Source organism: Humibacillus sp. DSM 29435 (genome assembly GCF_001758225.1).
Lineage (GTDB): Bacteria > Actinomycetota > Actinomycetes > Actinomycetales > Dermatophilaceae > DSM-29435.
In genome coordinates, this window is the sequence record NZ_MAST01000007.1 from 1 (window position 1) to 14,658 (window position 14,658).

The following is a 14,658-nucleotide window of genomic DNA, read 5'->3' on the forward strand; positions in this document are numbered from 1 at the left end:
ACAAAAAATTGGCATCGATTATCTGACACGCTGTTGAGTTCTCAAAAATCGGACATACACCTCGGCGCCACCGATCCTGTCGGCATCCGCTCCCGGGGCAACCCTTCAAACTTACCCGGCCAGTCTGCGGCGGTCAAACCGTCGCCCGGTCGCTGTGCGATCCGTGCTCCTGTTGCCCACCGGCTGCCCGGTCCCGAGCGCTCCCCACGACGAGTCATGGTCGAAGCTGCATCGAGAGTCAGACCCCGGGACCGGCCTACTTCGCTCAGCGTTCTCACGCTGTGGCGGTGGCGTCCGTTCCTCCCTGTCGGGCTGACGAAGAGAACAGTAACCCGACCTTCGCGGCAAACACAAATCCGTGACGGCAGCCGGCCCGTTATGGGTGAATCCGCCTGCAGCACAAGGGGCTTGGCCTCCGCACAGTGGCCTGAGGCAGCCATCAGAGGCTTGGTCTGTGGTCAGGCCCGGCGGGCGGCGGCAAGGTTGCGACGTCCGCGCTTGAGCACGGCCACGGCGCCCCCGAGGAAGTCAGCCTCCGCCAGCACCTGGTCGGGGCCCACCACCCGCACGTTGTTGACCGACGCCCCGCCCTCGGCGATGGCACGTCGCGCGGCGTTGCGGGAGTCGACGAGACCGACCTCGACCAGAGCGTCGACCACCGAGGTCCCCACGGCAACCGGAGCCCCCGGCAGCTCGGCGGTGGCATCGGTGAGCGTGGCTGCGTCGAGCGTGGCCAGGTCGCCCTTGCCGAAGAGCGCCTCTGAGGCGGCCTGTACGGCGGCCGTGGCCAGGGGGCCGTGAACCAGGGTCGTCACGTCGGCCGCCAGGGCGCGTTGGGCGGTTCGGCGGAACGGCTCCTCCGCGACCTGGCGCTCGAGCACGTCGATCTCCTCCCTGGACCGGTCGGTGAACACCTTGAGCAACGTGACCACCGACGCGTCCTCGACCCCGACCCAGTACTGGAAGAAGGCGTACGGGCTGGTCATCTCCGGGCTCAACCAGACGGCGTTCCCCTCCGACTTGCCGAACTTGCGGCCGGCGGCGTCGGTCAGCAGCGGCGTCGTGAAGCAGTGCACCGTCGCCCCGTCGGCCCGGTGCACCAGGTCGACGCCGGCGGTGAGGTTGCCCCACTGGTCGGCACCCCCCGTCTGGAGCGTGCAGCCGTGCTCCCGGTAGAGCTGGAGGAAGTCGAGCGCCTGCAGGATCTGGTAGCTGAACTCGGTGTAGGAGATCCCCTCCTGACTCTCGAGCCGAGCCGCCACGGCATCCTTGCGCACCATCTGGTTCACCCTGAAGTGCTTGCCGATGTCGCGCAGGAAGTCGAGGGCCGAGATCGGCGCGGTCCAGTCGAGGTTGTTGACCAGCACGGCCGCGTTCTCACCCTCGAAGTCGAGGAAGGGCTGCACCTGGTGCTGGATGCGAGCGACCCAGTCGGCGGTGGTCTCCTTGGTCTTCAGCACCCGCTCCGCCGTCGGTCGCGGGTCTCCGATGAGACCGGTCGAGCCGCCGACGAGGCAGATCACCCGGTGACCGGCCCGCTGGAAGAGGCGTAGCACGACGAGCTGAACGAGGTTTCCGAAGTGCAGCGACGGCGCCGTCGGGTCGAAGCCGCAGTAGAGGGTGACCGGTCCGTCCGCGAGGGTCTGACGCAACGCCGCCTCGTCGGTGGACTGCGCCACCAGGCCGCGCCACTGCAGCTCGTCGAAGATGTCGGTCACGGGTATCGGTGTCCTCTACTCGGGGGTCTGGGTCTGGGGCTGGGCCTGCACGCAACGTGCCTGCCACAGATTGCCCTACCGGCAGGCTCGCTGACGAATGACTTCAGGCCGGTCCCGGATGCCGGGCGCTCCCGGTCTCGGTGGGTCGCGGCCGCACGCGTGGCCGCCTACCGCCCGGTGCGCGGGGCCGCCGCGCGGTAGGCAGACACGCTCGGCTCGTCGGCCAACCAGAACCGCCACGGGTAGTCGGTGCCGTCACCGCCGGGTCCCCGCACCCCCACCCGGGGCCCGGTGCGCACCGCAGCCGCCTCTACCGGATGCCACGGGGCGGTGACCACGGGGCCGGTCGGGTGCCTGACCTCAGTTCGGCAGACGTCGAGGCCCGAGTGCGACCCGGTCAGCGCCAAGGCCTGCGCGAGACGGCCCGGGCCTCGGCACCAGTCCCGTTCGCGAACGGGGCCCCGGCGCAGCTGCACGTCTGCCTGGCCGGCGAGCACCTCTCCGGCTCGCAGGAGCACCACGTCTGGCTCCCCCACCTGACCGCTGACGATGCACGCCATCCAGTGGTGTCCGTAGGTGAAGTAGACGAACAGGTGGCCTGCGGCCCCGAACACCGGCGCGTTGTGCCGGGTCTGGCGGCTCAGCACCCGTGCAGCGGGGTCACGCCCGCCGGCGTAGGCCTCGGTCTCGGTGATCCGCAACGTCACCCCAGCGTGCGCGAGCTCACAGCCGAGCAGCTCACGGGCCACGTCGAGCACCGGGCGGGCGAAGAACTCACGGCCCAGCCGGACCGGCTCGGCCTCCTCGGTCACGGGCGCCGCTCGCGGACGGCCCCGGGGCGGTAGACCGACACGCTGGGCTCGCCGTCGAGCCAGAACCGCCACGGGTAGGTGACGCCGTCACCTCCCGGGCCGCTCACCCCGACCCGTGGGCCGGTGCGCACGCGCTGCGGGTCGACCGGATGCCGTGGGGCCGTCACGGTGAGGTCGATCGGTTCCCCGACCGCGGGCCGGCAGAAGTCGCGACCGGTGTGCTCACGCCCGAGCGCGAGCGCCTGAGCCAGCCGGCCGGGCCCGCGGCCCCAGTCCCGTTCACGGTCCGTGCCTCTGCGCACGCGCGCGAGGTCGTGGCCGACGACCACTTCCGCGCCTCGCACGAGCACCGACTCGGCGATGCCGTCGTCTCCTGCCACGAGGCAGAGCATCCAGTGGTTGCCGTAGGTGAAGTAGCAGTAGGTGAAGCCCGCCGGGCCGAACATGGGTCGGGTTCGCGGCGTGATGCCGCGGTAGGCGTGCGACCCCGGGTCTCGAGCACCGGCGTACGCCTCGGTCTCGGTGATGCGCACGGTGACGCCGGCGTGGGTGAGCTCACACCCGAGCAGCGCGGGCGCCACGGCGAGCACCGGCCGAGAGAAGAACTCACGGGGCAGCCGGTCGGCGCACGGTGCGGGGGTCACTGCTCAGACGGTAGCCGCAGTCCAGTCACGAGCCTGCGCCAGTCGTGCCCGCGCCGCGCCGAGCTGCTCGGCGACGCGGACGGGGGCCGTTCCGCCGACGGCATCACGCGAGGCGAGCGAACCCTCGACGCTGAGCACCGAGCGCACCGCGGGCGTCAGGTGCTCGCTGAGCCGGCTGAAGTCGTCGTCGGTGAGGTCCCACAGCTCGATGCCGCGCTGCTCGCAGTCGCGAACGCAGGCGCCCGCCACCTCGTGCGCCACCCGGAAGGCCACGCCTTGGCGCACCAGCCACTCGGCGATGTCGGTGGCCAGCGCGAACCCTTGCGGGGCCAGCGACTCGAGACGCTCGGTGTGGAACGTCAGCGTCGCCACCATGCCCGAGAACGCCGGAAGCAGCACCTCGAGAGTGTCGACGGCATCGAACACCGGCTCCTTGTCCTCCTGCAGGTCGCGGTTGTACGCCAGCGGCAGCGCCTTCAGCGTCGTGAGCAGGCCGGCCAGGTCGCCGACGAGGCGCCCGGCCTTGCCCCGAGCCAGCTCGGCCACGTCGGGGTTCTTCTTCTGCGGCATGATGCTCGACCCGGTGGAGTAGGAGTCGTGCAGGCTGACGAACGAGAACTCCTTCGTCGCCCAGATCACGACCTCCTCCGCGAGCCGCGAGATGTCGACGGCGGTCATCGCGCAGACGAACGAGAACTCCGCCACGAAGTCTCGCGACGCCGTGCCGTCGATGGAGTTCTCGACCGGGTACGAGAACCCGAGATCCCGCGCGATCGCCGACGGGTCGAGACCCAGTGACGACCCGGCCAGGGCACCGGACCCGTACGGCGAGAAGTCGGTGCGAACGTCCCAGTCGCGCAGCCGGTCGACGTCGCGCAACAGGGCCCACGCGTGGGCGAGCAGATGGTGCGAGAGCAGCACCGGCTGGGCGTGCTGCAGGTGGGTGCGGCCGGGCATGGCGACCCCGAGGTGTCGGTCTGCCTGCCCTACCAACGAATCCACAACATCCAGCACCAATCCACCTACCAGGCGGGCGTGCTCGCGCAGGTACATCCGAAACAGGGTGGCCACCTGGTCGTTACGGGACCGGCCGGCGCGAAGTCGCCCACCCAGGTCGGGGCCGACCCGCTCGATCAACCCTCGCTCGAGCGCTGTGTGCACGTCTTCGTCGCCCTCATCCGGTAGGAAGGCCCCCGAGAGGACGTCGTCGTGGAGTCGGTCGAGGCCCGCGAGCATGCCCGACAGGTGCTCGTCGGAGAGCAGGCCCGCCGCGTGCAGCACTCGGACGTGGGCGCGCGAACCGGCAATGTCGTGTGGCGCCAGCCGCCAGTCGAAGTGCGTGCTCTTCGACAGGGCCGCGAGGGCCTGGTCCGGCCCGCCGGCGAACCGTCCGCCCCACAGGCTCATCCGGTCGCCCGACGGCTGCGAGGTCGACGGCTGCGAGGTCGAAGGCTGCGCGGTCTCGGGTGGCGGCGTGGTGTCGGGGCTCATGGCGTCCATCTCCTGGTGCGGTAACGGTGGGCGGGCAGCGATCGACCGGCCGGGCCGGTCAGTCGCCCGAGCCCGCGAGGTCGAGCAGGCGCACGGCGATCGCGTGCGCCTGGTCTGCTGACGGGGCGACGAGCAGGATCGTGTCGTCTCCGGCGATCGTGCCCATGATGTCGGGGTCACGAGTCTGGTCGATGGCCGAGGCGAGGTAGTTGGCGGCCCCCGGTGGTGTGCGCAGCACCACGAGGTTGAGCGCCACCGCCGCAGACACGAGCAGCTCTTCGCAGGTGCGCCTCAGTCGGTCGCTCGCCGCGTCGGCGATGGACCCGGTCGACGCCACACCTCCCGGCGCAGGGCCCTCGGCCGGCACGGCGTACGCCAGGGCGCGGCCGCGGCGCACCTTGACCGCCCCGACCTCGACGAGGTCTCGGGAGAGGGTGGCCTGGGTGACGTCGGTGCCCTCCGCGACGAGCAGGTCGGCCAGCTCCCCCTGGCTGTGCACCACGTTCTCGCCGAGCAGCTCGATGATGCGTCGCTGCCGCTGCGTGCGGCTCATCAGCGACCCGCCCCCTTAGCCGCCTCGAGGATGGTCGGTAGCGCCGCGAGGAACGACTGTAGCTCGTCGGCCGTGATCACGAGGGGAGGCGTGAGCCGCAGCGCCGTCGGAGTCACGGCGTTGACGATGAAGCCGGCGTTCCTGGCGGCCTCCATCGCAGCCGGCGCGGGGATGCCGTCGAGCTCGATGGCGCGCATCAGGCCTCGTCCGCGGGTGGCCGCCACGCCCTCGACGTCGAGGTCGTCGAGCAGCGCGCCGACCGTCACCACGTGCTCGAGCAGGTCGTCTCTCTCGATGGTGTCGAGCACGGCCAGCCCGGCCGCACAGGCGAGCGGGTTGCCCCCGAAGGTGGTGCCGTGCTGGCCGGCCTCGAGCAGGCCGGTGACGCGGTCACCGAAGGTGACGAGAGCACCGATCGGCACTCCGCCGCCCAGCCCCTTGGCGAGCGTCATGGCGTCGGGCACCACGCCGGACCGTTGGTGGGCGAACCAGTCACCGGTCCGGCCGATGCCACACTGGATCTCGTCGACGACGAGTAGTGCGCCCGTGCTGGTGGTCAGCTCACGCGCGAGCCGCAGGTAGTCGTCGGCGAGCTCGCGCACACCCGCCTCGCCCTGGATCGGCTCGAGGATGACGGCGGCGGTAGTCGTGTCGACGGCGTCGCGCAGCGCCTGCTCGTCTCCGGCCGGCACGAACACCACGCCCGGCAGCAGCGGTTCGAAGGGCTCGCGGTAGGCCGCCTTGTGGGTCAGCGCCAGCGCACCGGTCGACCGTCCGTGGAAGGAGCCCTCGAGCGCGACGATCTTCGAGCGGCCGGTGCGTCGCGACAGCTTGAGGGCGGCTTCGATCGCCTCGGTGCCGCTGTTGGTGAAGAACACCCCGGACCCGGCCGGGGCCGCCGCGATCTGCAGGATCCGCTCCGCGAGCGCGATCGCCGGCTCCGAGGTGAAGAAGTTCGAGAGGTGGATGGCCGCTTCGGCCTGCTTCGCCACCGCCTGCACGAGCGCCGGGTGGGCGTGGCCGAGGGCGTTCACGGCGATGCCCGAGAGCAGGTCGAGGTAGCGCCGGCCGTCGACGTCGGTGACCCAGCAGCCGTCACCCGAGGCCAGCACCAGCTGCGGGGTGCCGAACACCGGCACCATCGACCTCGCGTAGCGACCCAGCAGCTCGCTCCCGGCGGTCATGACGCCTCCTCTGTGGTCGAATCGGTGGTCGAGTCGGTGTCGGGCAGCACCATCGTGCCGATGCCTTCGTCGGTGAAGATCTCGAGCAGGATCGAGTGCGGCTTGCGTCCGTCGACCACGTGAGCCTGGGGCACGCCACCCTCGACGGCCCGGATGCACGCCTCGAGCTTGGGCACCATGCCGTCGTCGACCTGACCCAGCAGCACCTTCGCCGAGGTCACGTTGATCTCGGACAGCAGCGAGCCTCGGTCGGGCCAGCTCGCGTAGATGCCCTCGACGTCGGTGAGCACCACCAGCTTCTCGGCTCCCAGGGCCACCGCCAAGGCCCCGGCGGCAGTGTCGGCGTTGACGTTGAGCACCTGCCCGGGTGCGTCGAGGTCGGGTGCGATGGTCGAGACGACCGGCACCCGGCCCGCCGCGAGGATGTCGAGCACGGCCGACGGGTTGACGCTCTCGACGTCGCCCACGAGGCCGATGTCGACGGTCTCGCCGTCGACGACGGCGCCCCGGCGGCGGGCCCCGAGCAGACCGGCATCCTCGCCCGACAGCCCGACCGCGATGGGGCCGTGCTGGTTCAGCAGCCCGACGAGCTCACGCCCGACCTGACCGGACAGCACCATGCGCACCACCTCCATCACCTCGGGGGTCGTGACGCGCAGGCCGCCCTTGAACTCGCTCACCAGGCCGAGGCGGGTGAGCATCGCCCCGATCTGCGGGCCGCCGCCGTGCACGACGACCGGGCGCAACCCGGCGAACCGCATGAAGGCGATGTCCTGCGCGAGCGCCTTCTTGAGGGTGTCGTCGACCATGGCGTTGCCGCCGTACTTGACCACCACCAGGGCACCGCGGAAACGCTCCAGCCACGGCAGGGCCTCGACCAGGGTCGCCGCCTTGCCCGCCGCGACCCGGATCGCGGCGGCGTCGATGAGGCCGCGCAGGTGCAAAGAATCCTGTGGGGTCATGTCGAGTAGGCCGAGTTCTCGTGGACGTACTCGTGGGTCAGGTCGTTGGTGAGGATCGTCGCGGTCGCTTCGCCGGCGTGCAGGTCGATGGCGACGTGCACCTCCCGCGGGGTGAGGTCGACGAGCGACCGGTCGTCACCGACTCCTCCCGAACGACACACCTGGATGCCGTTCATCGCGACGTCGAGCGTGGCCGGCTCGAAGGCCGCGCGGGTCGTGCCCACGGCGGCGAGCACCCGGCCCCAGTTGGGGTCGTTGCCGAAGACGGCGCACTTGAAGAGGCTGTTGCGCGCCACCGCCCGAGCCACCTCCAGGGCGTCCTCGACGGTGGCGGCACCTCGCACCTCGATGGCGATGTCGTGCGAGGCGCCTTCGGCGTCGGCGATCAGCTGGCGGGCCAGGTCGGTGCAGACCCCGGTGAGAGCAGTGGTGAGCTCGCCGAGAGCCACGCCCACGCCGGAGGCCCCGGAGGCCAGCACCGTCACGGTGTCGTTGGTCGACTGGCAGGCGTCGGAGTCGATGCGGTCGAACGACACCGCCGTCGCGGCCCGCAGGGCCGCGTCGAGGTCGGCGGCCGCCACCACGGCGTCGGTGGTGATGACGACGAGCATCGTCGCGAGCGCCGGCGCGAGCATGCCGGCGCCCTTGGCCATACCGGCGATCGACCATCCGGCGCCGTGATGGCCTGCCACTTTCGGCACGGTGTCGGTGGTCATGATGGCCCTGGCGGCAGCGAGATGGCCGTCGGCGGCGAGGGCTGCGTGGGCGGCGTCGACTCCCGCGAGCAGCGTGTCCATCGGCAGCAGCTCGCCGATCAGGCCGGTCGAACAGACCATGACGTCGCCGGCCGACACCCCCAGCGCAGCAGCGGTGTGCTCGGCGGTGCGGTGGGTGTCGAGAAAGCCCTGCGTGCCCGTGCAGGCGTTGGCGCCACCCGAGTTCAGCACGACGGCGTCGATGCGCCCGTCGCTGACCGCCTGCCGCGACCACGTGACCGGCGCGGCCTCGACGCGGTTCGAGGTGAACACGGCGGCGGCGTGGTGGTCGGGACCGTCGTTGACGACGAGGGCGAGGTCGCTACGGCCGCTCGCCTTGAGCCCGGCTGTCACTCCCGCGGCCCGAAACCCCTTGGGCAGCTTGACGTTCGCGTTCATGGCGCCACTCCGTTCATCGGCAGCCCGAGCGTCTCGTCGAGACCGAGGGCGAGGTTCGTGCACTGCACGGCGGCACCCGCAGTGCCCTTGGTCAGGTTGTCGATGGCCGAGACGACCACCACGCGGCCGGCGTGCTCGTCGACGGCAACCTGCACCTGCACCATGTTGCTGCCCACGACGTTCGCGGTGGCCGGCCACTGTCCCTGCGGCAACAGCTGCACGAAGGGCTCGTCGGCGTAGGCCGCCTCGAACACGGCCCGCACCTGCTCGACCGCACCGGTCGGCGACACGGCATCCGTCAGCCTGGCGGTGCAGGTGGCGAGGATGCCGCGGGCCATGGGCGCGAGCGTGGGGGTGAACGAGACGGTGACCGGGGCTCCGGCGGCGAGCGAGAGGTTCTGCTCGATCTCCGGCGTGTGCCGGTGGCCGCCACCGACCCCGTAGGGAGACATCGAACCGACCACCTCGCTCGCCAGCAGGTGCGGTTTGAGGGAGCGGCCTGCTCCCGACGTGCCGGAGGCGGCTACGACGACCACGTCGTCGGGGTGGGCGACGCCGGCCGCGAGCGCGGGAGCGAGAGCCAGCGATACCGCCGTCGGGTAGCAGCCGGGGACGGCGATGCGCGTGGCGCCGACGAGGGCGTGACGTTGCTTCTGCGCGCCCACGACGAGCTCGGGCATCCCGTAGGGCCACGAACCCGCGTAGGGCGTGTCGTAGAACCGTTCCCACTCGTGGGCAGACTGCAACCGGAAGTCGGCGCCGCAGTCGATGACGACGACCTCCGGTGGCAGCTGGGCAGCCAGAGCCGCCGAGTGACCGTGGGGCAGGGCCAGGAAGACGACGTCATGGGTGGCCAGCACCGCTGCCGTCGTCGCCTCGAAGGCCCGGTCGGCCAGCGGCATCAGGTGAGGGTGGACTCCCCCGAGCCGAACACCTACCCGACTGCCGGCTGTCATGGCGCCGACCTCGAGCTGCGGGTGGGCGAGCAGCAGCCGGAGGATCTCGCCCCCGGCGTAGCCGCTCGCGCCCGCCACTGCTGCCTTGATCACAATGCATGACTATACACAGCCATGCATATTCCTGCATTTCTTGCCCTCTCGACGACGTTCTTACCGTCGACGAGGGGTTCTCAGCGTTGGACGGCGCCGGTCGCCTCGGCTGCCGCGGCGACAGCAGCGTCACGGAAGCCGTTGACCTCCTCGGTCGTGAGGGTGCGGTCGGGCGCCCGGAACGTGAGCCGGTAGGCCAACGAGCGATGGTCAGGCTCGATGCGCTCGCCCTCGTACACGTCGAAGAGCACGATGCGCTCGAGGGCCTCCCCTGCCCCGGCCCGCAACGCCGCCTCGACGTCGGCCGCCGCCACCGCCCCGGCCACGAGCAGAGCGACGTCGGTCAGCGCCGGCGGGTAGGTCGAGAACGGCCTCACCTGAACCGGGGCCTCACTCGCGGCCGTGAGCACGTCGAGGTCGAACTCCGCCGCGACGGTGCGCGCCGGCAGCTCGAGGGCCGCGAGCGCCTTGGGGTGCAGCTCGCCCGCGTGACCGACCAGCGTGCCGTCGGTCAGGGTGATCCGGGCGCAGCGCCCGGGGTGCCAGGGGGCGTGATCGGCGTCGCTCTCGACGAGCACCGGCACCGCCAGCGCAGCGGCCACCGTCTGCACGGCCGCGACCATGTCGCTCCAGTCGGCCGTGCGGCCCGGCCCCCACCACCCCGCCTGCTCGATCTGACCCGACGCGACGACCGCCGCCCGACGGGGCTGGTCGGGCACGGCGGCGTAGAGCTGCTCGAGGCTGGCGCGGTCCGGTCGCGACGCGACGCCCGGGATCGGCGCTCGCTCGAGCGGCCCGCCCGGTCGGAAGACGAGGCCCACCTCGTAGAGGGCGACGTCCTTGTGCCCGCGCGCGAGGTTGCGCCGCAGCACGTCGACGAGGCTGCTGAGCACCGTGGTGCGCAGCAGTGGCCGCTCCTCCGACAGCGGGTTCGCGACCCGCACGGCCAGTCGGCGCTCGTCGTCGGCCGGCAGGCCGAAGTGGTCAGCGATCTCGGCGGCGACGAAGGGGTAGCTGAGCACCTCCGTGTAGCCGGCCGCCGCCAGGCTGTCGGCGACCAGCCGTCGCGCCTTCTGCCCGTGGGTCAGGCCCCGCCCCTCCGACGGGGTAGGGGTAACCGAGGGGATGCGGTGGTAGCCGTCGATCCGGGCGACCTCCTCGGCGTAGTCGGGCGCCGGGGAGTCGTTGTCGAGGTCGGGTCGCCAGGACGGCGGAGTGACGAGCACGTGGCGGTCGTCGCTGCCCTCGCCCGACTCCTCGACGACGCAGCCGAGGTCACGTAGGATGCCGACCACCCGGTCGCGCGGGTAGTCGACCCCGACGATTCGGCTCGGCTCGGTCACGTCGAGCCGGTAGGCCGAACGCGTCGTGGTGTGGTCGATGTCGGTGACGCCCGGGTCGGGGGTGCCGCCTCCGTGCTCGACGAGCAGGTCGACGGCCAGCTGGGCGGCAGCCGCGGTGACGCCCGGGTCGACTCCGCGCTCGAAGCGCTTGGACGCCTCCGTCACCAGCCGGTGGCGCCGCGAGCTGCGGGCGACGGTGGTCGGGTCGAAGTGCGCTGCCTCCACGAGCACGTCGCTCGTCGCCGGGCCGACCTCGGACGAGGCACCGCCCATGACACCGGCGATCGCCAGCGGGCGCTCACCGGAGTCGGTGATGAGCAGGTCGTCGGGGCGCAGCTTCCGGGCGACGTCGTCGAGCGTCGTCAGCGTCTCCCCGGGCCGGGCGCGGCGCACGACGATCGGCCCGTCGAGCGTGGCCAGGTCGTAGGCGTGGAGCGGCTGGCCGACGGCGAGCATGACGTAGTTCGTCACGTCGACCGCGAGCGAGATGGGGCGCATCCCCATCTGGGTCAGGCGCTTCTGCATCCAGGCGGGCGTGGGGCGCCCTGGGTCGATGCCGCGCACGACTCGGGCCACGAAGCGGTCGCAGCCGGCGTTGCCGGCGATCGGCGCCTCGTCCTCGAGGCGCACCGGGTGACCGCCGCCGTTGCCCGCAGGAACCTCGACCACGGCCGGGTCGCGGTAACCGCCGGCCGGGCTGCCCTGGGAGTGCCAGTACTCGCGGGCGAGACCGCGCACCGACAGGCAGTAGCCGCGGTCGGGCGTCACGTTCGTCTCGAGGGTCTCGTCGGCCAGGCCCAGCAGGGCGATCGCGTCGTCGCCCGGCTGCAGGTCGGCCGCCGCCTTGTCGCCGAGCAGCCGCTCGAGCACGATGATGCCGTCGTGGTCGTGACCGAGGCCGATCTCGTCTTCGGCGCAGATCATCCCGTTCGACATGCGGCCGTAGGTCTTGCGCGCCGAGATCGCGAAGCCACCGGGCAGCACGGCGCCGGGCAGCACGACGACGACAAGGTCGCCGACCGCGAAGTTCGTTGCGCCGCAGACGATCTCCTGGTGCTTACCCTCGGTGACCTGCTGGCCGTGGTGCCCCACGTCGACGACGCAGTAGCGAATCGGCTTGCCGTTCTTCTGCACCGTCTCCTCGACCTCGAGCACCCGGCCCACGACGAGCGGGCCGGTCAGGTCACCGCCGTGCAGGTCCTCCTCCTCGAGCCCCACGGAGACGAGGCTCGCGGCCACATCGGCGCCGCTCGCCCCTTGGGGCAGGTCGGTGATCTCGGCGAGCCAGCTCAGCGGCATCCGCACGTCAGGCTCCCATTCCGAACTGCTGCGAGAAGCGGATGTCGCCCTCGACCATCTCGTGCATGCCCTGCACACCGTGACGCAACATGAGGGCCCGCTCGATGCCGAGCCCGAACGCGAACCCGGAGTAGACGTCGGGGTCGATCCCGCACGTGCGCAGCACCTTGCGGTTGACCATGCCCGAGCCGCCCAGCTCGATCCACCCGGAGCCACCGCACGTGCGGCACTGCTCGGCGGTGCCCCACGTCTCGGCTCCGTGGCAGACGAAGCAGAGGAAGTCGGTCTCCATGCTCGGCTCGGTGAACGGGAAGTAGTTGGCCCGCACGCGGGTGCGGGTGTCGGGGCCGAACATGATGCGCACGAACGCATCGAGGGCCCCGCGCAGGTGGGCCATCGTGAGGCCCTTGTCGATCGCGAGGCACTCGATCTGGTGGAAGACCGGAGTGTGGGTCGCGTCAAGGTCGTCGGTGCGGTACACCTTGCCCGGCGCCACGATGTAGATCGGCGGCTCCTGCTCGAGCATGGTGCGGATCTGTACCGGCGAGGTCTGCGTGCGCAGCACGAGACCCGAGTCGACCGGGTCGAGGAAGAAGGTGTCCTGCATCTGGCGGGCCGGGTGGTCGGGGCCGAGGTTGAGGGCGTCGAAGTTGAGCCACTCGCTCTCGAGCTCAGGGCCCTCGGCGACCTCCCAGCCCATCCCGACGAAGGCGTCGACGAGCCGCTGGGCGGTCAGCTCGATCGGATGCCGGGCACCGGGGCGCCGACGCAGGGCCGGCACCGAGACGTCGACCCGCTCGTCGACGAGGATGCGCTCGTCGCGTTCGGCCTCGAGCACGCTCTGGCGGGCGGCGAAGGCCTGACCGAGCTTTCCCCGAGCCTGTCCGACACGCTTGCCGGCCTCCGCCTTGGCGGTCGGGGGCAGAGCGCCGATCTCGCGGTTGGCCAGGGCCAGCGGGCTCTTGTCGCCCTGGTGGGCGATGCGCACGGTCTTGAGGTCGTCGAGGTCAGTGGCCCCCGCGACGGCCGCGAGAGCGTCAGCGAGCGCGGCGTCGACATTGGCCGGGTCGAGGGCCGACACCTCGACCGGGTCGTAGTTGCTGTTGGGTGCAGACATCGGGGTGCTGTCGCTGCTCTCGTTGCTCGAGGGGAGGTCTCGTGGAACGCCCGCCCCGGTGGACGGGACGGGCAGCGCCAAGTCTAAGGGCGAGGGACGAGCGGGTTCGGCCCCGTGCTGGAGGATGGCCGTCACCACAGCAGCCCGTCACCACAGCAGCCCGGCAGCCGGCTCAGGGGTCGAGCACGTCGGGCAGGCCCGACGGCAGTCGCACGACGAAGCGGGCTCCCCCGGCCTCGTTCGACAGGGCCACCACCGTGCCCCGGTGGGCCTCGACCAACCCGCGCACGACGTAGAGCCCCAAGCCCGTGCTGGCACTGGACGGGCCGTGCCAGAACCGGCCGAAGACCTTGTCGCGGTCTTCGGCGGGGATGCCGTCGCCCTCGTCTTCGACGGTCACGACGATGGCGTCGTCGTCGTGACTGGCGCGCCCGCTCGCCTGCCCATCGGTGGGTTCGTGGCCCGCCCGGTCGATGGTGACGGTGACGACTCCGTCACCGTGGAGCAGTCCGTTGTCGATGAGGTTGAAGAACACCTGCTCGAGCCGGTCGGAGTCGGCCCACAGCTCGGGCAGCCCCTCGGCCTCGGCGCGGACGCCGAGGCGCAGGCGCACCGCGCCCGGGGTGCGCCCCAGCTCGTGGCGCACCGCGTGACGGGTGAGCAGCCCGTGCAGGTCGACCGGGCCGAGACGCAGGTTGAGACTATGCGAGTCGAGGCGCGAGATGTCGAGCAGCTCGGTGATCAGGCGGGTCAGCCGGGTGGCGTCGGCCTCGATCGTCTCGATCATCAGCCGCTTCTGCTCGTCGGTGAAACGGTCCCACCGCCGCAGCAGGCTGCTGGTGAAGCCCGTGACGGAGGTGAGCGGGGCACGCAGCTCGTGGGCCACCGTCGAGAGCACAGTGGCCTGGTCGCGCTCGGCCCGCTGACGCGCCTCGGCGTCACGTAGACCGAGCAGGATGCGCTTGACGGGGCCACCTCGTTCACCGCGCACGTACCGGGCCGTCACCAGCACGTCCTGCCCGGCGGGCCCGACCAGCAGCTTCTCGCGGTGGCCGGTACGCGTGCCGAGACCGTCCCACGGGTCGGTGTGCGCCCACCAGTCGCGCCCGTACTTGTCGGTCAGCGGCAGGCCTTCAGCGAGGGGTCGACCGACGAGGTCGCCCATCTCGCAGTCGAGGATGCGCACTGCCTCCTGGTTGGCGAAGCGCACCACCCGGTCGGAGCCGATGACGATGAGCCCGTCGGGCAGGAGGTCACCCATGGTGGACACGAAGGCGAGCGCCTCGCCCGAGTCGGGCAGCACGCTCGCCTCGCCGTTGGCCATGCGACAGA

12 protein-coding genes are annotated in these 14,658 nt (G+C 71.4%); all 12 read right to left on the reverse strand.

What is annotated here, in order from left to right:
* Window positions 1–458: 458 nt before the first annotated feature.
* Window positions 459–1,718, reverse strand: a complete 1,260-nt coding sequence (gene tyrS / locus BA895_RS05985; protein ID WP_070190997.1) for a tyrosine--tRNA ligase — start codon at window positions 1,716–1,718, stop codon at window positions 459–461.
* Between the two features lie 167 nt (window positions 1,719–1,885).
* Window positions 1,886–2,530, reverse strand: coding sequence for a DNA-3-methyladenine glycosylase (locus BA895_RS05990; protein ID WP_070190998.1), 645 nt, complete (start codon window positions 2,528–2,530; stop codon window positions 1,886–1,888).
* A complete protein-coding gene (locus tag BA895_RS05995; protein ID WP_070190999.1) occupies window positions 2,527–3,174 on the reverse strand; it encodes a DNA-3-methyladenine glycosylase in 648 nt (215 codons plus the stop codon). Before BA895_RS05995 ends, BA895_RS05990 begins: the two co-directional genes overlap by 4 nt.
* Window positions 3,175–3,177: 3 nt before the next feature.
* Window positions 3,178–4,665, reverse strand: coding sequence for an argininosuccinate lyase (gene argH / locus BA895_RS06000; RefSeq protein WP_083283048.1), 1,488 nt, complete (start codon window positions 4,663–4,665; stop codon window positions 3,178–3,180).
* A 58-nt stretch (window positions 4,666–4,723) separates the two neighbouring features.
* Window positions 4,724–5,218 (reverse strand): arginine repressor, encoded by a 495-nt coding sequence (gene argR / locus BA895_RS06005; RefSeq protein ID WP_070191000.1) that lies wholly within the window; start codon window positions 5,216–5,218, stop codon window positions 4,724–4,726.
* Complete coding sequence (locus BA895_RS06010) at window positions 5,218–6,402, reverse strand: acetylornithine transaminase (RefSeq protein ID WP_070191001.1); 1,185 nt, start codon at window positions 6,400–6,402, stop codon at window positions 5,218–5,220. The genes argR and BA895_RS06010 overlap by 1 nt, the downstream gene beginning before the upstream one ends.
* Window positions 6,399–7,364, reverse strand: coding sequence for an acetylglutamate kinase (argB, locus tag BA895_RS06015; RefSeq protein ID WP_070191002.1), 966 nt, complete (start codon window positions 7,362–7,364; stop codon window positions 6,399–6,401). Before argB ends, BA895_RS06010 begins: the two co-directional genes overlap by 4 nt.
* Entirely contained in the window at window positions 7,361–8,518 is a 1,158-nt protein-coding gene (gene argJ / locus BA895_RS06020; RefSeq protein WP_070191003.1) for a bifunctional glutamate N-acetyltransferase/amino-acid acetyltransferase ArgJ, read from the reverse strand. Before argJ ends, argB begins: the two co-directional genes overlap by 4 nt.
* On the reverse strand, window positions 8,515–9,567 hold the full coding sequence (argC, locus tag BA895_RS06025; RefSeq protein ID WP_217493832.1) for an N-acetyl-gamma-glutamyl-phosphate reductase: 1,053 nt from the start codon (window positions 9,565–9,567) through the stop codon (window positions 8,515–8,517). Before argC ends, argJ begins: the two co-directional genes overlap by 4 nt.
* Window positions 9,568–9,647: 80 nt before the next feature.
* On the reverse strand, window positions 9,648–12,209 hold the full coding sequence (gene pheT, locus BA895_RS06030; protein WP_083283049.1) for a phenylalanine--tRNA ligase subunit beta: 2,562 nt from the start codon (window positions 12,207–12,209) through the stop codon (window positions 9,648–9,650).
* Window positions 12,210–12,216: 7 nt separating this feature from the next.
* Window positions 12,217–13,326: a phenylalanine--tRNA ligase subunit alpha gene (pheS, locus tag BA895_RS06035; RefSeq protein ID WP_070191076.1), complete on the reverse strand. Its 1,110-nt coding sequence runs from the start codon at window positions 13,324–13,326 to the stop codon at window positions 12,217–12,219.
* 172 nt (window positions 13,327–13,498) lie between these two features.
* A complete protein-coding gene (locus BA895_RS06040) occupies window positions 13,499–14,650 on the reverse strand; it encodes an ATP-binding protein (protein ID WP_070191006.1) in 1,152 nt (383 codons plus the stop codon).
* Window positions 14,651–14,658: the final 8 nt, after the last annotated feature.

Coding starts and splice junctions, on each gene's coding strand:
- argH (WP_083283048.1), bottom strand. CDS start 4,665: ATGAGCCCCGACACCACGCCGCCACCCGAGACCGCGCAGCCTTCGACC.
- argR (WP_070191000.1), bottom strand. CDS start 5,218: ATGAGCCGCACGCAGCGGCAGCGACGCATCATCGAGCTGCTCGGCGAG.
- BA895_RS06010 (WP_070191001.1), bottom strand. CDS start 6,402: ATGACCGCCGGGAGCGAGCTGCTGGGTCGCTACGCGAGGTCGATGGTG.
- argB (WP_070191002.1), bottom strand. CDS start 7,364: ATGACCCCACAGGATTCTTTGCACCTGCGCGGCCTCATCGACGCCGCC.
- argJ (WP_070191003.1), bottom strand. CDS start 8,518: ATGAACGCGAACGTCAAGCTGCCCAAGGGGTTTCGGGCCGCGGGAGTG.
- pheT (WP_083283049.1), bottom strand. CDS start 12,209: ATGCCGCTGAGCTGGCTCGCCGAGATCACCGACCTGCCCCAAGGGGCG.
- pheS (WP_070191076.1), bottom strand. CDS start 13,326: ATGTCTGCACCCAACAGCAACTACGACCCGGTCGAGGTGTCGGCCCTC.
- BA895_RS06040 (WP_070191006.1), bottom strand. CDS start 14,650: ATGGCCAACGGCGAGGCGAGCGTGCTGCCCGACTCGGGCGAGGCGCTC.